We start from the raw sequence: 16,623 nt of genomic DNA on the forward strand, positions 1-16,623 counted from the left end.
TTTCTTTTTTGCAAATCTATCGGGAACTTATTTTATCATTCCGTTTGCATTTTTAAAACCCTACAACAAACTGATGGCATATCAAACAAACCAAAGTTTCAGATTTGCGGTAATGCAAAAAACCGCAGCTGCCTGTATGATTGCCGTTTGATTGTTTGGTTTCCTCATTTTTGTTTTTTATATATGAAAATTCTGAGTGATTTATTGGCGGTAATTTTGTTTTTTCTGACTTATACGGTTACGAAAGACATGATTGCCGCGACAGCCGTAGCTTTGGTAGTCGGTGTTTTGCAGGCGGCCTTTACCTATTGGAAATTTAAAAAGCTGGATACGATGCAGTGGGTCGGATTGGTTTTAATCGTGGTATTCGGCGGGGCGACCATCCTGCTGAAAGATCCGCGATTCATCATGTGGAAACCGACCGTATTGTTTTGGATAGGTGCACTGGTCTTGCTTTTCAGCCACCTTGCCGGAAAAAACGGACTTAAGGCTACAATGGGCAAGGAACTCGAATTGTCCGATACCGTCTGGAATAATCTGACCTATGCTTGGATAGCGTTTCTCGTATTTATGGGCATAGCCAACTGGTTTGTATTCACTCATTTTGAAAGTCATTGGGTGAATTACAAGATGTTCGGTTCGACCGGACTGATGTTCGCTTTCTTTATCGCTCAAGGTATTTATTTGGGCAAACATTTACCAAAGGAGAATTAAGCAATGGAATATTATATGCTTTTGGCCACTGATGCAGACGACGTACATGAAGCCCGTATGGCTGCACGTCCCGATCATCTGAAACGTTTGGAAGCCCTGCAAGCCGAAGGGCGCCTTTTGACAGCCGGACCGAATCCTCTGCCCGACAATCCCGAACGCGTCTCCGGCAGCCTTATCATCGCCCAATTCGCATCGCTTGACGAAGCCCAAGAATGGGCGGAACAAGATCCTTATGTCGCTGCGGGCGTATATGAGGAAGTTTTAATTAAGCCCTACAAAGCTGTTTTTAAATAATGGATATGCGTTCAGCAATAGAAGGTCGCCTGAAAACTCTAAATCCTCAGATATTCGAGTTTCAAGACGACAGCCATTTGCACAAAGGACACGCGGGTAATAAAGGCGGGGGGCATTATGCTGTAACCGTCGTCAGCGAGGCTTTCACCGGGATGAAACGTATCGAACGCCAACGTATGGTTCAAAACCTGCTCCAAGACCTGTTTGCCGGCGGCTTCATCCATGCCTTGAGCATTAAGGCGGCAACGCCCGACGAATATTTCCATTGAATTATCCGTAGTGTTTCAAATTAAAGAGAAGATTATGAGAAAAACCCATTTTACAGCCGCATTGGTTATGGCCGCCCTATCCTGCAGCCTGTTTGCCCAAACTCTGGTTACCGTCAACGGACAAGCCATCGACAGCAGCGTGATTGACGGACAAGTTGCCGCCTTGCGTGCTGAAAACAAACAAATCCAGGATTCTTCACAACTGCGACAAGAGCTGGCCAACCGCCAAGTTATCAGCACGGTTATCGCGCAAGAAGCCAGACGCCGCAAACTGGACCAAAGTGCGGAATTCAAAAAAGCCCTCGAACAAGCCCGTGCAGATGCGAAGAAACAAGGCGCGGACAAAAAACCGTCCTTCAAAACAGAATGGGCGGCATTTGAAGACGACCTGCTCGGACAGGCCCTGGCCATCGACGTATTGCGCAAAAATCCTGTCAACGAACAAGAAATTAAAAAATCCTACGATGAATTTGCCAAATTCTACCAAGGCAGTCAGGAAGTACGCCTAGGGGAAATCGTTACCCGAACTAAAGCCGACGGACAAAAAGCTGCTGCCGATTTGAAGGCGAAGAAGGCTTTTGCCGCAGTATTGAAACAATATTCGATTGATGAAGAAGCCAAAAAAGCAGGCGGTATTCCTCAAGCTTATGTTCCGCTGAAAGACTTGCAAGAAGCCGCACCGCCTCTGTACGCAGCAGTCAAAGACCTGAAAAAAGGTGAAGCGACATCCGAACCGCTGCAAGACGGTAATTCTTACGCCGTGTTTTACGTTGACGACCGCCGCGATGTCAAAGTTCCTGCCTTTAACGAAATCAAAGGCAACATAGCCCGCGACCTGAGTACTGCCCGCATTGACGACACTATGCGTGCTCTCTTGCAAAAAGCCGACATCAAACCTGCCAAATAACCTTTAAGCTTCCTATAACGGATAAGTAAAGGAAATTAAGCCGGATTCTTTTTGCGGCATTGATGCAATCCACCTAAAGGTCGTCTGAAACCATAACGTTTTTCAGACGACCTTTTCTACCTGCATTGCTGTCGAAACACTTTTGTATTTGAATCTGCCGTCAACCAATCTTTTGAAATAGAGATAAAGAACCGCTATGCGAGCCGTCATTCAAAAAGTGAGTTGTTCCCGTGTCGATGTATTGGACGGAAATCATAAGGAAACCTGCGCCGAAATCGATAACGGATTGATGATATTGCTCGGCGTTACCCACGACGATACCGAATTAGATGCGCGCTACATTGCCGACAAAGCCGCCAATCTGCGTATTTTCGAAGACGATGCCGGCAAATTGAACCTGTCCGTCAAAGATGTCGGCGGCTCAATCCTGCTGGTCTCCCAATTCACATTGTATGCCGATGCACGAAATGGCCGCCGCCCGTCTTTCTCGGCAGCCGCCCCTGCCGAACAGGCGCAAACGCTCTATCTGCATACCGCAGAACTATTGCGCGGACATGGTTTGAACGTGCAAACCGGCCGCTTCCAAACGCATATGCAGGTCAGCCTGTGCAACGACGGCCCCGTTACCCTGCTGCTGGACTCGCAAAAACTGTTTTGACGAAAATCCTACTGCGGAACCAAAAAAGTATTGCCCTTACCTCATATAATCCAAAGGTCGTCTGAAAACCCATAAATTAGATTTTCAGACGACCTTTGGCTATTCGCTTCTGACTCGAAGTCGACTCTATATAATGCTTTTGAATTACATCAAGGCGGCGATACCGGGAAGAGTAACGATTCCCAAGCATCTACGCACGACCAAACTACACGTCATCGTTCGGAAGCGGGAGCGCCTGATGCATTAGAAAATTTTACCCCCAACACCGACGCCAATCAAGACATACTGTTTCAAGGCGGCGCAGACCGCGGAATGTTCAGCCGTGAACATAACCTGATTTGCCCTATTGAAATATGAAATACCTAACAAAGCATTTCACTTGCCGCTATTCCAACGTTCCACCTACCACCCTCGCGCCCAACGCTTCCTTCAAAGGCAAAGCGTTCAAGCGTTGCAAGGTCGTCTGAAATTCGGCGAACGGTATCGGTTCCGAACCGAAACGATACATATGCAGGGTATCTTGCTGACAGTCAATCAACTCGATGCCCAATCCGGCAAGAAACGGGACGGCTCGCGCGAAGGCGATTTTGGAGGCATCCGGCTCAAGGGCGAACATGGATTCTCCGTAAAACACCCGTCCGATTTGTACACCGTAAAAGCCGCCCGCCAGTTTCAGACGACCTGTTTCATCGGGATAGAAACATTCAAACGAATGCGCATGCCCCAAGCGGTGCAGCTCGGTATAAGCGGCTTGGAACTCGGGAACAATCCATGTGCCGTCCTGACCGGGGCGCGGAAAGGCGGCGCAATGCGCAATGACGGTTTCGAAACATTGGTTGACCGTTACCCGATAGGGTTTGTTGCGCAAGGTTTTCGCCAACGAACGCCCGATATGCAGATTTTCAGGCACGATGACGGCGCGCGGATCTATGGTGTGCCAAAAAAACCAACCGTCTTCGCTGGACCACGGGAAAATCCCCTGACGATACGCCGACAGCAGCCGTCCCGTGTCCAAATCGCGGCTGATACCGACCACACCGTCGCACTCTTCCAGCGCGTAAAACGGGTCGGGGAAAGTGTAATCATTAGGGTAAAGCAAGGGGATACTCATTAAAAATCCTAAGGTATAGTGGATTCACTTTAAACCGGTACGGCATTGCCTCGCCTTGTCCTGATTTCAATTTAATCCACTATATTATTCTGATTTGCAGCGGCATGATGTTCATGTTCCGCAAAAAATTTCAGACGACCCCAAATTCTCATCCGAGGTCGTCTGAACATCAAACATCTTTTAAAACGGGAATCAGCGTTTGCTCTTTGCCTGGCATTCGCCGCACACGCCGTACATATAAAGCGCATGGTCAACGATGCGGTAGCCGTTTTCTTCCGCGATCTTGTCTTGCAAGGCTTCGATTTCGGGATTGTGGAATTCCGTTACCTCGCCGCATTTCACGCAGACGATATGGTCGTGGTGGTCGCCTTTGTCCAATTCGTAAACCGCCTTGCCGGTTTCAAAATGGTGGCGCTGCAAAATGCCTGCCTGCTCGAACTGGGTCAACACGCGGTAAATCGTCGCCACGCCGATTTCCACACCCTCTTCCAGCAAAATACGGTACACATCTTCGGCACTCAAATGCTCTTCAGCATGCGACTCGAACAAATCCAAGATTTTCAAACGCGGACCGGTAACCTTCAAACCGCTGTCTTTCAATTGCGCAATATTGCTGAATTTTTCCATAATATTCAATATCCCTGTGAAGTAATAGACGTTATAATACGCAATTTCAGCCCGCTTGCCCACTATTACGCCATAGCGGTTTGCAATAAAACCACAAGTTTTGTTTGCATACAAACGATAGCCGACTGAAATTATAATCAAAGAGATGATTATCGTTTGCTTTTTCAAAAAATTCAAGCAATGATACCCTTCCACCCGAATTCGAACAGAAAGGCATATCCGTGAACAAACCCCTCTGTCTTGCCCTCGCCGCCCTCATCGGACTTTCCGCATGCAGCGCCGAACGCGTTTCCCTGTTCCCCTCCTACAAACTCAAAGTCATCCAAGGCAACGAACTTGATCCCCGCGCCGTCGTCTCCCTCCAAGCAGGCATGAGCCGCGACCAAGTCCAACTCCTGCTCGGCACTCCGCTGCTGCGCGACGCATTCCATGCCGACCGCTGGGACTACACCTTCAATACCAGCCGCAACGGCATCATCAAAGACCGCAGCAACCTCACCGTTTATTTTGAAAACGACGTCCTTGTCCGCGCAGAAGGCGATGCCATCCAAAAATCCATCGAAACCCTCCAAGCCGAACAAAAAGCAGCCCAAACTGCACAATAATCATTAAGGAAACCGCATGAGCGCATTGAAAATCGCCATCGCCGGCGTCAACGGCCGCATGGGGCGCGTACTGGTTGAAGCCGTCAACAACCATCCCGACACCGTCCTCTCCGGCGCACTCGAACACGCCGGCTCCGAAGTCTTAGGCTTGGACGCAGGTTTCGCCTCCGGCATCAAAACCGGCATCGCCATTTCAGACGACGTTGACGCCGTCCTCGCCCAAAGCGACGTACTCATCGACTTCACCCGCCCCGAGCCGACCCTCAAACACCTGCAAAAATGCGTTGAAAAAGGCGTCAACATCATCATTGGCACCACCGGCTTCGACGACGCAGGCAAAGCCGCCATCCGAGCCGCCGGCGAAAAAACAGGCGTCGTCTTCGCCGCCAACTTCAGCGTCGGCGTCAACCTCACCTTCCACATCCTCGACACCGTCGCCCGCGTCCTCAACGAAGGCTACGACATCGAAATCATCGAAGGCCACCACCGCCACAAAGTCGACGCACCCAGCGGCACCGCCCTGCGCATGGGCGAAGTCATCGCCGACGCGCTCGGCCGCGACCTCAAACAATGCGCCGTTTACGGCCGCGAAGGCCACACCGGCCCGCGCGATCCGTCCACCATCGGCTTTGCCACCGTCCGCGCAGGAGACATCGTCGGCGACCACACCGCCCTCTTCGCCACCGACGGCGAACGCGTCGAAATCACCCACAAAGCCAGCAGCCGCATGACCTTCGCCGCCGGCGCCGTCCGCGCCGCAATTTGGGTCAACGGCAAAACGGGGTTGTACGATATGCAGGACGTTTTGGGATTGAAAAAACGCTAAAACCGTTTTCATCCGCATGACACAAAAAGGTCGTCTGAAAAATGTTTTTCAGACGACCTTTTACATGATTCCGCAATATGAAACCTTAAAACAACTTCCGCACTTCTGCTTCAATATCGTCGGCACGCATAAAGGTCTCGCCGATTAAGAAGGTATGTATGCCGTGGCTGCGCATAAAATCCACGTCGGATTTGCCGCGGATGCCGCTTTCGGTAACGACGGTTTTACCTGCCAGCGCAGGCAGTAAATCCAGAGTCTGCTGTAAAGATACGTCGAATGTCCGCAGGTTGCGGTTGTTTACGCCCCATAGGGGTGTTGTCAGGTTTCGGCATTTTTCCAATTCTGAAGCATCATGCAGCTCCAACAATACGCTCATGCCTAATTGATGGGCTACTGCTTCGAAATGTTCTAATTGTTCTTGCTCCAGCGCGGCGGCAATCAGTAAGACGGCATCAGCCCCCCAGGCACGCGCCTGATAAATCTGATACTCATCGATGATGAAGTCTTTTCGTAGAACGGGAAGCCCGACTGCCGCACGTGCCGCTTTCAAATATTCGGGAGAGCCTTGGAAATATTGTTCGTCAGTCAATACCGACAAGCACGCAGCTCCGGCATTTTCATAGGCACGGGCAATCTGTGCAGGATGGAAATCTGGGCGGATCAGTCCTTTGCTCGGGCTGGCTTTTTTAATTTCAGCAATGACGGCAGGGCGGTTTTGCTCGTGTTTGGTACGGATAGAGTCAAAAAAACCGCGCACAGGCAAGGCAGCATCTGCCTGTTTTTTCATTTCATCCAAAGAGACAGAAGCTTTTTGGACGACGACTTCCTGGGCTTTAGTTGCAAGGATTTTATTCAGAATATCGGTCATAACAGGTTTCCTGCACGGCAAAGCCGTCATCTTAACACAAGAGGTCGCCTGAAAAATAAAACGCGGTAAACAAAACAAGCCGTACGGAATCTTTCCGACGGCTTGTTGATACGAAACCCAAACAATTATTTGGCAGCGTCTTTCATTTTGTCCGCAGCATCTTGAGTTGCATCGGCGGCTTTGTTTAAAGCATCTTTAGCAGCATTTTTTGCATCTTTGGCAGCTTCTTCAACTGCTTTTCCTGTGGCTTCGGCTGCATTTGATAAGGCTTTATCTGCATTTTCCTTAGCGTCGGAGACGGCTTTATCTGCGCTTGCCTTAGCATCGGCAGCAGCATCTTTAACATCAGAAACGGCTTTTTCGGCAACGTCTTTGGCATCGGCAGCCGCATCTTTTGCTTCGGAAGCAGCAGCATTGGCATCAGAAGCTACGGCAGAAGCAGCCTCTTGTGTTTGTTGTTTGGCCTCTTGAGAGCATGCAGCCAAGCCGGCCATCATCATCGCAGCAATCAGTAATTTTTTCATGTTTTATCCTTTCTTAATCTGGAAAACACCTACCCCTTTTCAGGCAGGCATGGGAATCATAACATAACGGACCAGTAGAATAGGGCAGTTTAACGGCAAATAACAGGCTGTTTACTTTTATTGAAAAAAAATTCAAAAAACTTATTGACGAGCAGGATGTCGGCCAATATAATTCATAGCTTATCGGGTCGTTAGCTCAGTCGGTAGAGCAGCGGACTTTTAATCCGTTGGTCGAGCGTTCGAATCGCTCACGACCCACCAAATATCAAAACCTGCTTTGAAAAAAAGCAGGTTTTTTTATGTTCTCCGGAATAATCTACTTCCCCTGTAAATATGCTAAATATACTTGTATGCCAGGCAATTTAAGCATAGACTAAAACTACACGCGACTACAACAACAGGAGAACTTGAAATGAAACAATTGGCCATGTACATCAACGGACGCTTTGAAAACGATTTCAACGGCGAATGGCGCGACGTATTGAACCCTTCCACCGAAGAGGCCATCGCCCGCGAACCCAAAGGCGGTAAAGCTGACGTTGACCGTGCCGTAGCGGCGGCACGCGCGGCGCAACCGGCATGGGAGCGGCTGCCTGCGGTCGAACGCGGCGCGTATTTGCGCAAAATCGCCCAAGGAATACGCGAACGTGCCGACGAGCTGACCGACACCATCGTTGCCGAAGGCGGCAAAACCAAAGACTTGGCGCGCGTGGAAGTCATGTTCACCGCCGACTATCTCGATTACCAAGCCGAATGGGCGCGCCGTTATGAAGGCGAAATCATCCAAAGCGACCGCCCGCGCGAAAATATTTTATTGTTCAAACGTCCGCTGGGCGTCGTGGCAGGCATCCTGCCGTGGAACTTCCCCTTCTTCCTGATTGCCCGCAAAATGGGTCCCGCTTTGGTCACGGGCAACACCATCGTCGTCAAACCCAGCAGCGTGACCCCGATCAACTGCCACATCTTCGCCGAAATCGTCGATGCGGTCGGACTGCCCGCAGGCGTGTTCAACGTCGTGAACGGCCCCGGCGCGGAAATCGGCAACGCCTTGTCCGCCCACCCGCAAGTCGATATGGTCAGCCTGACCGGCTCCGTCGAAGCAGGCCGCCAAGTGATGGAAGCAGCTTCCGCCAACATCACCAAAGTCTCGCTGGAACTCGGCGGCAAAGCGCCCGCCATCGTTTTGAAAGATGCGGATTTGGACTTGGCAGTGAAATCCATCTTGGCTTCGCGCGTCGGTAACACCGGTCAAATCTGCAACTGCGCCGAGCGCGTCTATGTCCACAGCAGCCTGAAAGACGCGTTCATTGAAAAAATGACCGCCGCCATGAAAGGCGTGCGCTACGGCAATCCTGCCGAAGCCGAAGCAGGCGCGCTGGAAATGGGACCGCTGATTGAAGAGCGCGCCGTCAAAGCCGTTGCCGAAAAAGTGGAACGCGCCGTCAAACAAGGTGCGACGCTGGTCTGCGGCGGCAAACGCGCCGAAGGACGCGGCTACTTCTTCGAACCGACCCTGCTGACCGACACCGACAACAACATGGACATCATGAAGGAAGAAACCTTCGGCCCCGTCCTGCCTGTTGCCACTTTCGACACGCTCGACCAAGTCATCGCCTTGGCAAACGACTGCGAATTCGGTCTGACCAGCTCCGTGTACACCACCAACCTGAACGAAGCCTTCTACGTTACCCGCCGCCTGCAATTCGGCGAAACCTACATCAACCGCGAAAACTTCGAAGCCATGCAGGGCTTCCATGCGGGCTGGAAAAAATCCGGTATCGGCGGCGCGGACGGCAAACACGGTTTGGAAGAATATCTGCAAACCCAAGTCGTTTATCTGGAAACCAATATTTAACTGCCGATATTATCCTCAGCTAAACGAAATGCCGCCTGCAACCGATTTTCGGGTTTCGGGCGGCATTTTTGCCTTTATAGAAAAAAACACCGACATCGCGTAAAATATGCGCAAATTTTGTGATTCAATCAGGTCGTCTGAAACAGATTGCGCCTGATTTATTTTTCCGGAAAACACCATGAGCGAACAAAACAATCCGCAAACCGAGCCGCAGTTGGACGAAAACCAAATCATCGCCCTGCGCCGCGAAAAACTGCATAACATCCGCCAACAGCGCATTGCCTATCCCAACGACTTCAAGCGCGACAGCTTTGCCGCTGATTTGCACGCCCAATACGGCGAAGTCAGCAAAGAAGAACTCGACCCGCAAGCTGTCCCCGTTAAAATTGCCGGCCGCATGATGCTGAAGCGTCAAATGGGCAAGGCGAGCTTTGCCACCATTCAAGACGTGACCGGTCAAATCCAGCTTTATCTGAACAACAAAGGCGTAAGTCAGGAAGTTTTGGACGATTTCAACCACTGGGACTTGGGCGACATCGTCGGCGCGGAAGGCACTTTGTTCAAAACCAACCACGGCGAATTGACCGTGCGCGTGTCCGACATCCGCCTGCTGTCCAAATCCCTGCGACCGCTGCCCGACAAACACAAAGGCTTGAGCGATCAGGAAACCAAATACCGTCAACGCTACGTCGATTTGATTGCCAACGAAGAATCGCGCAATACGTTTATCAAACGCAGCCAAATCATCCAATCCGTGCGTAATTTCATGGTGAACGAGCATTATCTCGAAGTCGAAACCCCGATGATGCACCCGATTCCCGGCGGCGCGACGGCGAAACCGTTCGTGACCCACCACAACGCCTTGGACATCCCGCTCTACCTGCGCATCGCCCCCGAGCTGTATCTAAAACGCCTGGTGGTCGGCGGTTTGGAGCGCGTGTTTGAAATCAACCGCAGCTTCCGCAACGAAGGCATGTCCGTGCGCCACAACCCCGAATTCACCATGATCGAATTCTACGAAGCCTTCTCCGACTACGAACGCATGATGCAGATGGCGGAAGACATCATCCGCAACGCATCGCGCACGGTAAACGGTACGGCGAAAATCAGCTACAACGGTAAAGAAGTCGATTTGGAAAGCCCGTTTGAACGCCTGACCATTCTCGAAGCCATCAAAAAATACAATCCGCACTACACCGACGAGCAGTTGAACGATGCGGAGTGGCTGAAAAAAGAAATCGTCAAACACGGCGAAAGCCTGCCACCGTCCCCCGGCATCGGCAGCCTGCAACTTGCCCTGTTTGAAGGTTGCGCCGAGGGCAAACTGTGGAACCCGACCTTCATCGTCGATTATCCGGTCGAAGTTTCCCCGTTGGCACGCGCTTCGGATACGAAACAAGGACTGACCGAGCGTTTCGAATTGTTCGTTGTCGGCCGCGAACTGGCAAACGGCTATTCCGAGTTGAACGACCCCGAAGATCAAGCCGAACGCTTCAAAGCGCAAGTGGCGCAAAAAGACGCGGGCGACGACGAAGCCATGCACTACGATGCCGACTACATCCGCGCGATGGAATTCGGTCTGCCGCCGACAGGCGGTTGCGGCATCGGCATCGACCGCTTGGTGATGCTGTTGACCGATTCTCAAACCATCCGCGACGTGATTCTGTTCCCGCAGATGCGTCCCGAATAAGGTAGGCAGATAATAAAGAAAAGGTCGTCTGAAAACTGAACTGGCCCCCAAATCTTGGACACTCATAAAAGCCTATTCAGGCGCTCTGTGCAAGCTGGGTTCTGTATGCGACAGGACTCAGCTTTTTCAATTTCAAACTGCAACGCTCACGGTTGTATAGTCAATTAAAATCAAAATAGGACAATAACGCATCGTCAAATCGGGCGTAATCAGACAATACGGTTCGCAGATACCGCTTAATATTTGCCCACACCTTCTCAATCGGGTTGAGCTCAGGTGAATAAGGTGCAAGAGGCAATACCTTATGTCCCAATTTTTCCGCCATTTCCTGTAAGACACCCATACGGTGAAATCGTGCATTATCTAAAATAATCACCGATTTTTGAGTCAATGCGGGCAGTAGGCATTGCTGAAACCACGCTTCAAAAAAGACTCCGGTCATCGTATTTTGATAAACCATCGGAGCAATCAGCCGGTTGCCGACTTGTGCGGACACCAGAGATAAGCGTCGGTATCTTTTTCCACTTATCTGCGCTTTCACTATTTGCCCTTTCGGGCTGCGGGCATAGGGACGGAACAGGTAGCGGTCAAATCCTGTTTCATCCAAATAAACACGTTGGTAGTCGGAAAATTCGGCCAGCTGTGTCAAATAATGCGTTACTTTGGCCGGGTCTTGTTCTTTGTAAGTGGTGGTCTTTTTTTGCGCGTCATCCCCATCTGTTTGAGTGCATAGCAAACGGCGGCTGGCGTACAATCAAAATGTTTGGCGATTTCATGTAGATAGGCATCCTGGTGTTGCTCAACATATTGAGCCAGTTTTTGCCTATCCAATTTGACGGCATTTAGACCGGTGACTTGATGTTTTAGGCTGCCTGTTTGTTTTTTAAGGCGAATCCACAGGTAAAGCGTGTTTCTTGACAAGTTAAACGTTGCTGCGGTTTGGCTGATGTTTTTGCATTGTTCGTAATAGTTTAAAGCTTTGTTTCTTAAGTCCGCAGAGTATGCCATGGTTAGACCTTCAAAGTTGAGTATTGTACTATTTTGTTTTTAATTGACTATAGTAATCCATATAATCATCTATCTGTTTCATCAATTCGTCCACCGTCAATTCTCCTGCGTTATAGAAACACTCCGTCTTCAACACCGCAAAGAAGCTTTCCATCGGCGCATTGTCCCAGCAGTTCGCCTTACGCGACATGCTTTGAACCATGGAATGCTCCGCAAGCAATTCCCTATACCCCGCCGTACGGTACAGCACACCTTGGTCCGAATGCAGCATCGTTCCTTTAGCAGTCAGACGGGGGGCGGCTTTTTCGAGCATTTCCTTCACCATTTCGCTGTCGGCTCTGCGGCTCATGGCGTAGGCGACGATCTCGCGGTTGAACAAGTCCAAGATTGGCGAGAGGTACAATTTGCCGTCTTTTCCTTTGAGTTCGGTAACGTCGGTCAGCCATTTTTCGTTGGGCTTTCGGGCTTTGAACCGGCGTTTGAGGAGGTTTTCCGATATTTCGCCCATAGCGGGATGGCGGTAGGCTTTTTTCGCCCGTATGAGGGCTTTCAGTTCCAACTGCTTCATCAACCGCGCCGCTTTTTTGCGGTTCCAACCCAATGCTGCGGCAATGCGCCTTTGTCCGTAGCGTCCTTTATGCCGCCGGTAGGTTTCGACAAGGAGGGCTTTGTCGGCTGCGTCGGGGTCGGGTCGGTCTTGGTGATGGTAGTAAAAGCTGCTTTTGGGCAGGTTTGCGATGTGCAGCAGGTATTTGAGCGGGTGTTGCGCCCTCAGTGTTTGGACGGTTTGGCTTTGTCCTTTGCGGTCTGCTTTTGGCTGAGGGCTTTTAACTCCTTTAGGTAGGCGACCTCTGCGCGCATATAGCACAACTCTTCAATAAGCTCCGCCTGTGTTTTTTCTTGGTCGGGTTTATCTGCGATGAAGGGGTTTTTGCGGTGTTGGGGCATGGTTTTGGATTGGGGATGTTCGAGTGCGCCGATGCCGCCTTCTTGATAGGCGCGTATCCATCGCCGCAGGTGGGTTCTGGAAATGCCGTAGTGGTCTGCGGTACGCTGTTGGCTGCGTATATGCAGGTAGTGGAGTACGGCTTGGTATTTGAAGTGTAATGTATATTTGCTCATAAAAAAACTGCACCTTGTGAGTTGGAGGGGATGTCCAACTTTTGGGGGGCAGTTCAAACCGGAAAATTGGTTTTCAGACAACCTTTGTCGTTTTTGTACCACTTTGTAACTTTGATTAACCTATATCGATTTCTCATGAAATTCGGAAGAGAATGGGAAATTTCACTTCAGACGACCCAAACGGATTGAATAGCCAAGATTTACACGGTAAACTTATACAATTAAAAAATTTTATGATTTACTCACTATGAAACCCGCCTTCGACATAAAGTCAGCCCGGCTTGACGTACTGGCTATTCACCTGCATACCGCAGACTTGACCGAACTGGAAGAATTTTTGCGCCAGCGCGCCGGTCAGTATCAAGAATTGGATATTGTTCCTTTTGTTTTAGACGTACAGGATTTCGATCATCCCGAGTCATTGGACATCGGAGCTATGCTGACCCTTTTTGCCCGTTATGGCATGCAGATTTTAGGGCTGCGCCATGAAAGTGAAAGTTGGTCGTCTTTTGCTGCACGTTATCATTTGGTTTTCAGCCGCAGCGACAAATCCGAGCCGCAACAACCCAAAATCAACCAAGAGCCTGCCCCCGTTCAGGCAACCGTCATCAATAACCCGACCGTCCTCATCAGTACCCCCGTCCGCACCGGACAGCAGGTTTATGCGGAAAACGGCGACCTTATCGTAACCGGCATCGTCAGTGAAGGTGCGGAACTCATTGCTGACGGAAACATTCACGTCTATGCACCCATGCGCGGCAGGGCGCTGGCAGGCGCGAAAGGCAACACCAACGCGCGCATCTTTATTCACTCCATGCAGGCGGAGCTGGTCTCCGTAGCGGGCATCTACCGCAATTTCGAACAAGACCTGCCCGACCACCTGCACAAAAAAGCCGTACAGGTTTCATTGCAAGACAACCGTTTGGTTATCAGCGCAATCGACACAGATTAACCGTTCCAAAATTTGAAAGGAAATATCGTGACAAAAATCATCGTAGTAACATCAGGTAAAGGCGGCGTAGGTAAAACCACGACCAGCGCCAGTATTGCAGCCGGATTGGCATTGCGAGGCCACAAGACTGCCGTTATCGACTTTGACGTCGGTTTGCGTAACCTCGATCTGATTATGGGTTGCGAACGACGCGTTGTGTATGACCTGATTAACGTCATCCAGGGTGAAGCCACGCTCACCCAGGCACTGATTAAAGACAAAAACTGCGAAAACCTCTTCATTCTGCCTGCATCGCAAACCCGCGACAAAGACGCACTGACCCGTGAAGGCGTTGAGAAAGTCATGCAGGAATTGAGCAGTGACAAAATGGGATTCGAATACATCATCTGCGACTCTCCCGCCGGTATTGAACAGGGCGCATTGATGGCACTCTACTTCGCCGACGAAGCCATCGTTACAACCAACCCCGAAGTATCCAGCGTCCGTGACTCCGACCGTATCTTGGGCATCCTGCAAAGCAAATCCCGCAAAGCCGAACAAGGCGGCACAGTTAAAGAACACCTGCTGATTACCCGCTATTCTCCCGAACGCGTCAACAAAGGCGAAATGCTGTCCGTACAAGATATTTGCGACATCCTGCGCATCCCGCTCATCGGTGTCATTCCCGAATCGCAAAACGTCCTGCAAGCATCCAATGCCGGCGAACCCGTCATCCACCAAAACAGCGTTTCCGCTGCCGAAGCCTACAAAGACGTCATCGCGCGCCTCTTGGGTGAAAACCGCGAAATGCGTTTCCTTGAAGCTGAGAAAAAAGGCTTCTTCAAACGACTGTTCGGAGGCTAAGCCATGTCATTAATAGATATGTTGTTTGGCAGAAAGCCGAAAACCGCCGCCGTCGCGCGCGACCGCCTGCAAATCATCATTGCCCAAGAACGCGCTCAAGAAGGAAAGGCTCCCGACTACCTGCCGACCCTGCGCAAAGAATTACTGGAAGTATTGTCCAAATACGTCAACGTTTCCCTGGACGACATCCGCATTTCCCAAGAAAAGCAGGACGGTATGGACGTTCTCGAATTGAACATCACCCTGCCTGAACAAAAAACGGAACAGAAAAAGGCTTAACACATGACCTTGACCGAATTGCGTTACATCGTAGCCGTCGCGCAGGAGCGTCATTTCGGACGTGCCGCGCGCCGCTGCTTTGTCAGCCAGCCCACCCTTTCCATCGCCATCAAAAAGCTGGAAGAAGAGCTGTCGGTATCCCTGTTTGACCGCAGCAGCAACGACATCATCACCACCGAAGCGGGCGAGCGCATCATTGCCCAAGCCCGTCGCGTGTTGGAAGAAGCCGAGCTGATCAAGCACCTTGCCAGCGAAGAGCAAAACGAATTGGAAGGCGCATTCAAACTCGGTCTGATTTTTACCGTCGCCCCCTACCTTCTGCCCAAGCTCATCATTTCCCTGCGCGAAACCGCGCCGAAAATGCCCCTGATGCTCGAAGAAAACTACACGCACATCCTGACCGAATCGCTCAAACGCGGCGACGTCGATGCCATCGTAGTCGCAGAACCCTTCCAAGAGCCGGGTATCGTCACCGAGCCTTTGTATGACGAGCCTTTCTTCGTCATCGTCCCCAAAGGACACCATTTCGAAGAACTCGATGCCGTTACCCCGCAGATGTTGGGCGAAGAGCAGGTCTTGTTGCTGACGGAAGGCAACTGTATGCGCGACCAAGTTTTATCAAGCTGTTCCGAGCTGGCCGCCAAGCAGAAAATCCAAGGTCTGACCAACACCCTGCAAGGCAGCTCCATCAACACTATCCGCCACATGGTTGCCAGCGGTCTCGCTATCAGCGTCATGCCCGCTACAGCATTGACCGAAAACGACCATTTGCTGTTCAGCATCATCCCGTTTTCAGGCTCCGTACCGCACCGTCGCGTCGTTTTGGCATACCGTCGGAACTTCGTTCGCCCCAAAGCATTGACTGCCTTGCGGACTGCCATCCTCAATTCCCATCTTCACGGCGTAAGTTTTGTGAAGGAATAAAAGGGCGTTGTTATAAAATTTAGATGGAGACTGATTAATACCACCTGACATTTTATCAAACAAGATTAATCCTGATTACAACCTTGTATAGTCAAAACAAAAGGATGAATTTTCAATGAATAAGATTGCATTGTCGGTATTGATTTTATTGCTTGTTTCGGGCTGCGTTTATCCAAACATGGCTACACCATCATCACAGATTGCGCCAGCTTATATCTCAAGTGCGAAGTACAGTTTATTTGATTGCCATCAACTGCAAACCGAGCTTGATTCCATATCACGACGAGAATCAGTTTTAGTTGTTGCCCAAGAGCAACGCGTAAAAAACAGTGAGAAGCAGGCGACATGGTTCGGATATGGACAAGGTGACGGAGTTAAAGCCACAGAGCTTGCTAATGTGAAAGGAGAGAAGGAAGCTGTCAGAAAAGCATTGGCTTTAAAATCTTGCGCGGAATAGCATCAGAAAAATATCCACCATATTAGGAATATGCGTTAGATATTCTTTGTGATTATTTATTTCGCGGAGAGTTAAATGCTGTAAATAATC

21 protein-coding genes and 1 tRNA gene are annotated in these 16,623 nt (G+C 50.4%); 15 read left to right on the forward strand and 7 right to left on the reverse strand.

What is annotated here, in order from left to right; translation table 11 throughout:
- Positions 1-183 precede the first annotated feature (183 nt).
- The 5 genes from NM96_10650 (at position 184) to NM96_10670 (ending at position 2,842) form a co-directional block, all read left to right on the forward strand.
- Entirely contained in the window at positions 184-714 is a 531-nt protein-coding gene (locus NM96_10650; GenBank protein ID AVR80325.1) for a septation protein A, read from the forward strand.
- 3 nt (positions 715-717) lie between these two features.
- The gene (locus tag NM96_10655; GenBank protein AVR79718.1) at positions 718-1,008 is read left to right on the forward strand and encodes a hypothetical protein; all 291 of its coding nucleotides are present in this window, start codon (positions 718-720) and stop codon (positions 1,006-1,008) included.
- On the forward strand, positions 1,008-1,277 hold the full coding sequence (locus NM96_10660) for a BolA family transcriptional regulator (protein ID AVR79719.1): 270 nt from the start codon (positions 1,008-1,010) through the stop codon (positions 1,275-1,277). The genes NM96_10655 and NM96_10660 overlap by 1 nt, the downstream gene beginning before the upstream one ends.
- A 34-nt stretch (positions 1,278-1,311) precedes the next feature.
- The gene (locus NM96_10665) at positions 1,312-2,184 is read left to right on the forward strand and encodes a hypothetical protein (GenBank protein ID AVR79720.1); all 873 of its coding nucleotides are present in this window, start codon (positions 1,312-1,314) and stop codon (positions 2,182-2,184) included.
- A 196-nt stretch (positions 2,185-2,380) separates the two neighbouring features.
- Positions 2,381-2,842, forward strand: a complete 462-nt coding sequence (locus NM96_10670; GenBank protein AVR79721.1) for a D-tyrosyl-tRNA(Tyr) deacylase — start codon at positions 2,381-2,383, stop codon at positions 2,840-2,842.
- Positions 2,843-3,227: 385 nt separating this feature from the next.
- Here the strand turns inward: NM96_10670 and NM96_10675 are convergent, their stop codons facing one another.
- A complete protein-coding gene (locus tag NM96_10675; GenBank protein ID AVR79722.1) occupies positions 3,228-3,953 on the reverse strand; it encodes a leucyl/phenylalanyl-tRNA--protein transferase in 726 nt (241 codons plus the stop codon).
- A 192-nt stretch (positions 3,954-4,145) separates the two neighbouring features.
- The gene (locus NM96_10680; GenBank protein ID AVR80326.1) at positions 4,146-4,643 is read right to left on the reverse strand and encodes a ferric iron uptake transcriptional regulator; all 498 of its coding nucleotides are present in this window, start codon (positions 4,641-4,643) and stop codon (positions 4,146-4,148) included.
- Between the two features lie 158 nt (positions 4,644-4,801).
- Here NM96_10680 and NM96_10685 point away from each other — a divergent pair, with 158 nt between their 5' ends.
- Together NM96_10685 and NM96_10690 are read left to right on the forward strand one after the other, a co-directional pair.
- Positions 4,802-5,185: an outer membrane protein assembly factor BamE gene (locus NM96_10685; protein ID AVR79723.1), complete on the forward strand. Its 384-nt coding sequence runs from the start codon at positions 4,802-4,804 to the stop codon at positions 5,183-5,185.
- Between the two features lie 16 nt (positions 5,186-5,201).
- Positions 5,202-6,011: a 4-hydroxy-tetrahydrodipicolinate reductase gene (locus tag NM96_10690; protein ID AVR79724.1), complete on the forward strand. Its 810-nt coding sequence runs from the start codon at positions 5,202-5,204 to the stop codon at positions 6,009-6,011.
- An 85-nt stretch (positions 6,012-6,096) separates the two neighbouring features.
- On the opposite strand, the gene NM96_10695 is transcribed toward NM96_10690, so the two are convergent.
- Both NM96_10695 and NM96_10700 read right to left on the reverse strand, forming a co-directional pair.
- On the reverse strand, positions 6,097-6,879 hold the full coding sequence (locus NM96_10695) for an indole-3-glycerol phosphate synthase TrpC (GenBank protein ID AVR79725.1): 783 nt from the start codon (positions 6,877-6,879) through the stop codon (positions 6,097-6,099).
- A gap of 125 nt (positions 6,880-7,004) precedes the next feature.
- On the reverse strand, positions 7,005-7,403 hold the full coding sequence (locus NM96_10700) for a hypothetical protein (GenBank protein ID AVR79726.1): 399 nt from the start codon (positions 7,401-7,403) through the stop codon (positions 7,005-7,007).
- 185 nt (positions 7,404-7,588) lie between these two features.
- On the opposite strand from NM96_10700, the gene NM96_10705 reads away from it, so the two are divergent.
- The 3 genes from NM96_10705 (at position 7,589) to lysS (ending at position 10,948) form a co-directional block, all read left to right on the forward strand.
- Positions 7,589-7,664, forward strand: a tRNA-Lys gene (locus NM96_10705).
- A 151-nt stretch (positions 7,665-7,815) separates the two neighbouring features.
- Positions 7,816-9,258, forward strand: a complete 1,443-nt coding sequence (locus NM96_10710) for an aldehyde dehydrogenase (protein AVR79727.1) — start codon at positions 7,816-7,818, stop codon at positions 9,256-9,258.
- 178 nt (positions 9,259-9,436) lie between these two features.
- Complete coding sequence (lysS, locus tag NM96_10715) at positions 9,437-10,948, forward strand: lysine--tRNA ligase (protein ID AVR79728.1); 1,512 nt, start codon at positions 9,437-9,439, stop codon at positions 10,946-10,948.
- Positions 10,949-11,108: 160 nt separating this feature from the next.
- On the opposite strand, the gene NM96_10720 is transcribed toward lysS, so the two are convergent.
- From NM96_10720 to NM96_10730, 3 genes are all read right to left on the reverse strand, one after another.
- A protein-coding gene (locus NM96_10720) for an IS630 family transposase (protein ID AVR79729.1) occupies positions 11,109-11,956 on the reverse strand; the annotation gives its coding sequence in 2 pieces (ribosomal slippage) (positions 11,109-11,641 and positions 11,641-11,956; 849 coding nt in all).
- 28 nt (positions 11,957-11,984) lie between these two features.
- Positions 11,985-12,557, reverse strand: coding sequence for a hypothetical protein (locus NM96_10725; protein ID AVR79730.1), 573 nt, complete (start codon positions 12,555-12,557; stop codon positions 11,985-11,987).
- 170 nt (positions 12,558-12,727) lie between these two features.
- Positions 12,728-13,180: a transposase gene (locus NM96_10730; GenBank protein AVR79731.1), complete on the reverse strand. Its 453-nt coding sequence runs from the start codon at positions 13,178-13,180 to the stop codon at positions 12,728-12,730.
- 145 nt (positions 13,181-13,325) lie between these two features.
- Here NM96_10730 and NM96_10735 point away from each other — a divergent pair, with 145 nt between their 5' ends.
- From NM96_10735 to NM96_10755, 5 genes are all read left to right on the forward strand, one after another.
- The gene (locus NM96_10735; protein AVR79732.1) at positions 13,326-14,030 is read left to right on the forward strand and encodes a septum site-determining protein MinC; all 705 of its coding nucleotides are present in this window, start codon (positions 13,326-13,328) and stop codon (positions 14,028-14,030) included.
- Between the two features lie 27 nt (positions 14,031-14,057).
- Positions 14,058-14,873 carry a septum site-determining protein MinD gene (minD, locus tag NM96_10740; GenBank protein AVR79733.1) on the forward strand — a complete coding sequence of 272 codons (816 nt, stop codon included), beginning with the start codon at positions 14,058-14,060 and terminating at the stop codon, positions 14,871-14,873.
- A gap of 3 nt (positions 14,874-14,876) precedes the next feature.
- A complete protein-coding gene (locus NM96_10745) occupies positions 14,877-15,152 on the forward strand; it encodes a cell division topological specificity factor MinE (GenBank protein ID AVR79734.1) in 276 nt (91 codons plus the stop codon).
- 3 nt (positions 15,153-15,155) lie between these two features.
- A complete protein-coding gene (locus tag NM96_10750; GenBank protein AVR79735.1) occupies positions 15,156-16,076 on the forward strand; it encodes a hydrogen peroxide-inducible genes activator in 921 nt (306 codons plus the stop codon).
- Positions 16,077-16,191: 115 nt separating this feature from the next.
- The gene (locus NM96_10755) at positions 16,192-16,533 is read left to right on the forward strand and encodes a hypothetical protein (GenBank protein AVR79736.1); all 342 of its coding nucleotides are present in this window, start codon (positions 16,192-16,194) and stop codon (positions 16,531-16,533) included.
- Positions 16,534-16,623 lie beyond the last annotated feature (90 nt).

The sequence above is a fragment of the Neisseria mucosa genome (assembly GCA_003028315.1).
In the GTDB taxonomy this organism is placed as follows: domain Bacteria; phylum Pseudomonadota; class Gammaproteobacteria; order Burkholderiales; family Neisseriaceae; genus Neisseria; species Neisseria mucosa.

Bases quoted from the DNA above. Each gene is read 5' to 3' on its own strand.
- NM96_10650 (AVR80325.1), top strand. From the start codon at position 184: ATGAAAATTCTGAGTGATTTATTGGCGGTAATTTTGTTTTTTCTGACT.
- NM96_10655 (AVR79718.1), top strand. From the start codon at position 718: ATGGAATATTATATGCTTTTGGCCACTGATGCAGACGACGTACATGAA.
- NM96_10660 (AVR79719.1), top strand. From the start codon at position 1,008: ATGGATATGCGTTCAGCAATAGAAGGTCGCCTGAAAACTCTAAATCCT.
- NM96_10665 (AVR79720.1), top strand. From the start codon at position 1,312: ATGAGAAAAACCCATTTTACAGCCGCATTGGTTATGGCCGCCCTATCC.
- NM96_10670 (AVR79721.1), top strand. From the start codon at position 2,381: ATGCGAGCCGTCATTCAAAAAGTGAGTTGTTCCCGTGTCGATGTATTG.
- NM96_10675 (AVR79722.1), bottom strand. From the start codon at position 3,953: ATGAGTATCCCCTTGCTTTACCCTAATGATTACACTTTCCCCGACCCG.
- NM96_10690 (AVR79724.1), top strand. From the start codon at position 5,202: ATGAGCGCATTGAAAATCGCCATCGCCGGCGTCAACGGCCGCATGGGG.
- NM96_10695 (AVR79725.1), bottom strand. From the start codon at position 6,879: ATGACCGATATTCTGAATAAAATCCTTGCAACTAAAGCCCAGGAAGTC.
- NM96_10700 (AVR79726.1), bottom strand. From the start codon at position 7,403: ATGAAAAAATTACTGATTGCTGCGATGATGATGGCCGGCTTGGCTGCA.
- NM96_10710 (AVR79727.1), top strand. From the start codon at position 7,816: ATGAAACAATTGGCCATGTACATCAACGGACGCTTTGAAAACGATTTC.
- lysS (AVR79728.1), top strand. From the start codon at position 9,437: ATGAGCGAACAAAACAATCCGCAAACCGAGCCGCAGTTGGACGAAAAC.
- NM96_10735 (AVR79732.1), top strand. From the start codon at position 13,326: ATGAAACCCGCCTTCGACATAAAGTCAGCCCGGCTTGACGTACTGGCT.
- NM96_10745 (AVR79734.1), top strand. From the start codon at position 14,877: ATGTCATTAATAGATATGTTGTTTGGCAGAAAGCCGAAAACCGCCGCC.
- NM96_10750 (AVR79735.1), top strand. From the start codon at position 15,156: ATGACCTTGACCGAATTGCGTTACATCGTAGCCGTCGCGCAGGAGCGT.
- NM96_10755 (AVR79736.1), top strand. From the start codon at position 16,192: ATGAATAAGATTGCATTGTCGGTATTGATTTTATTGCTTGTTTCGGGC.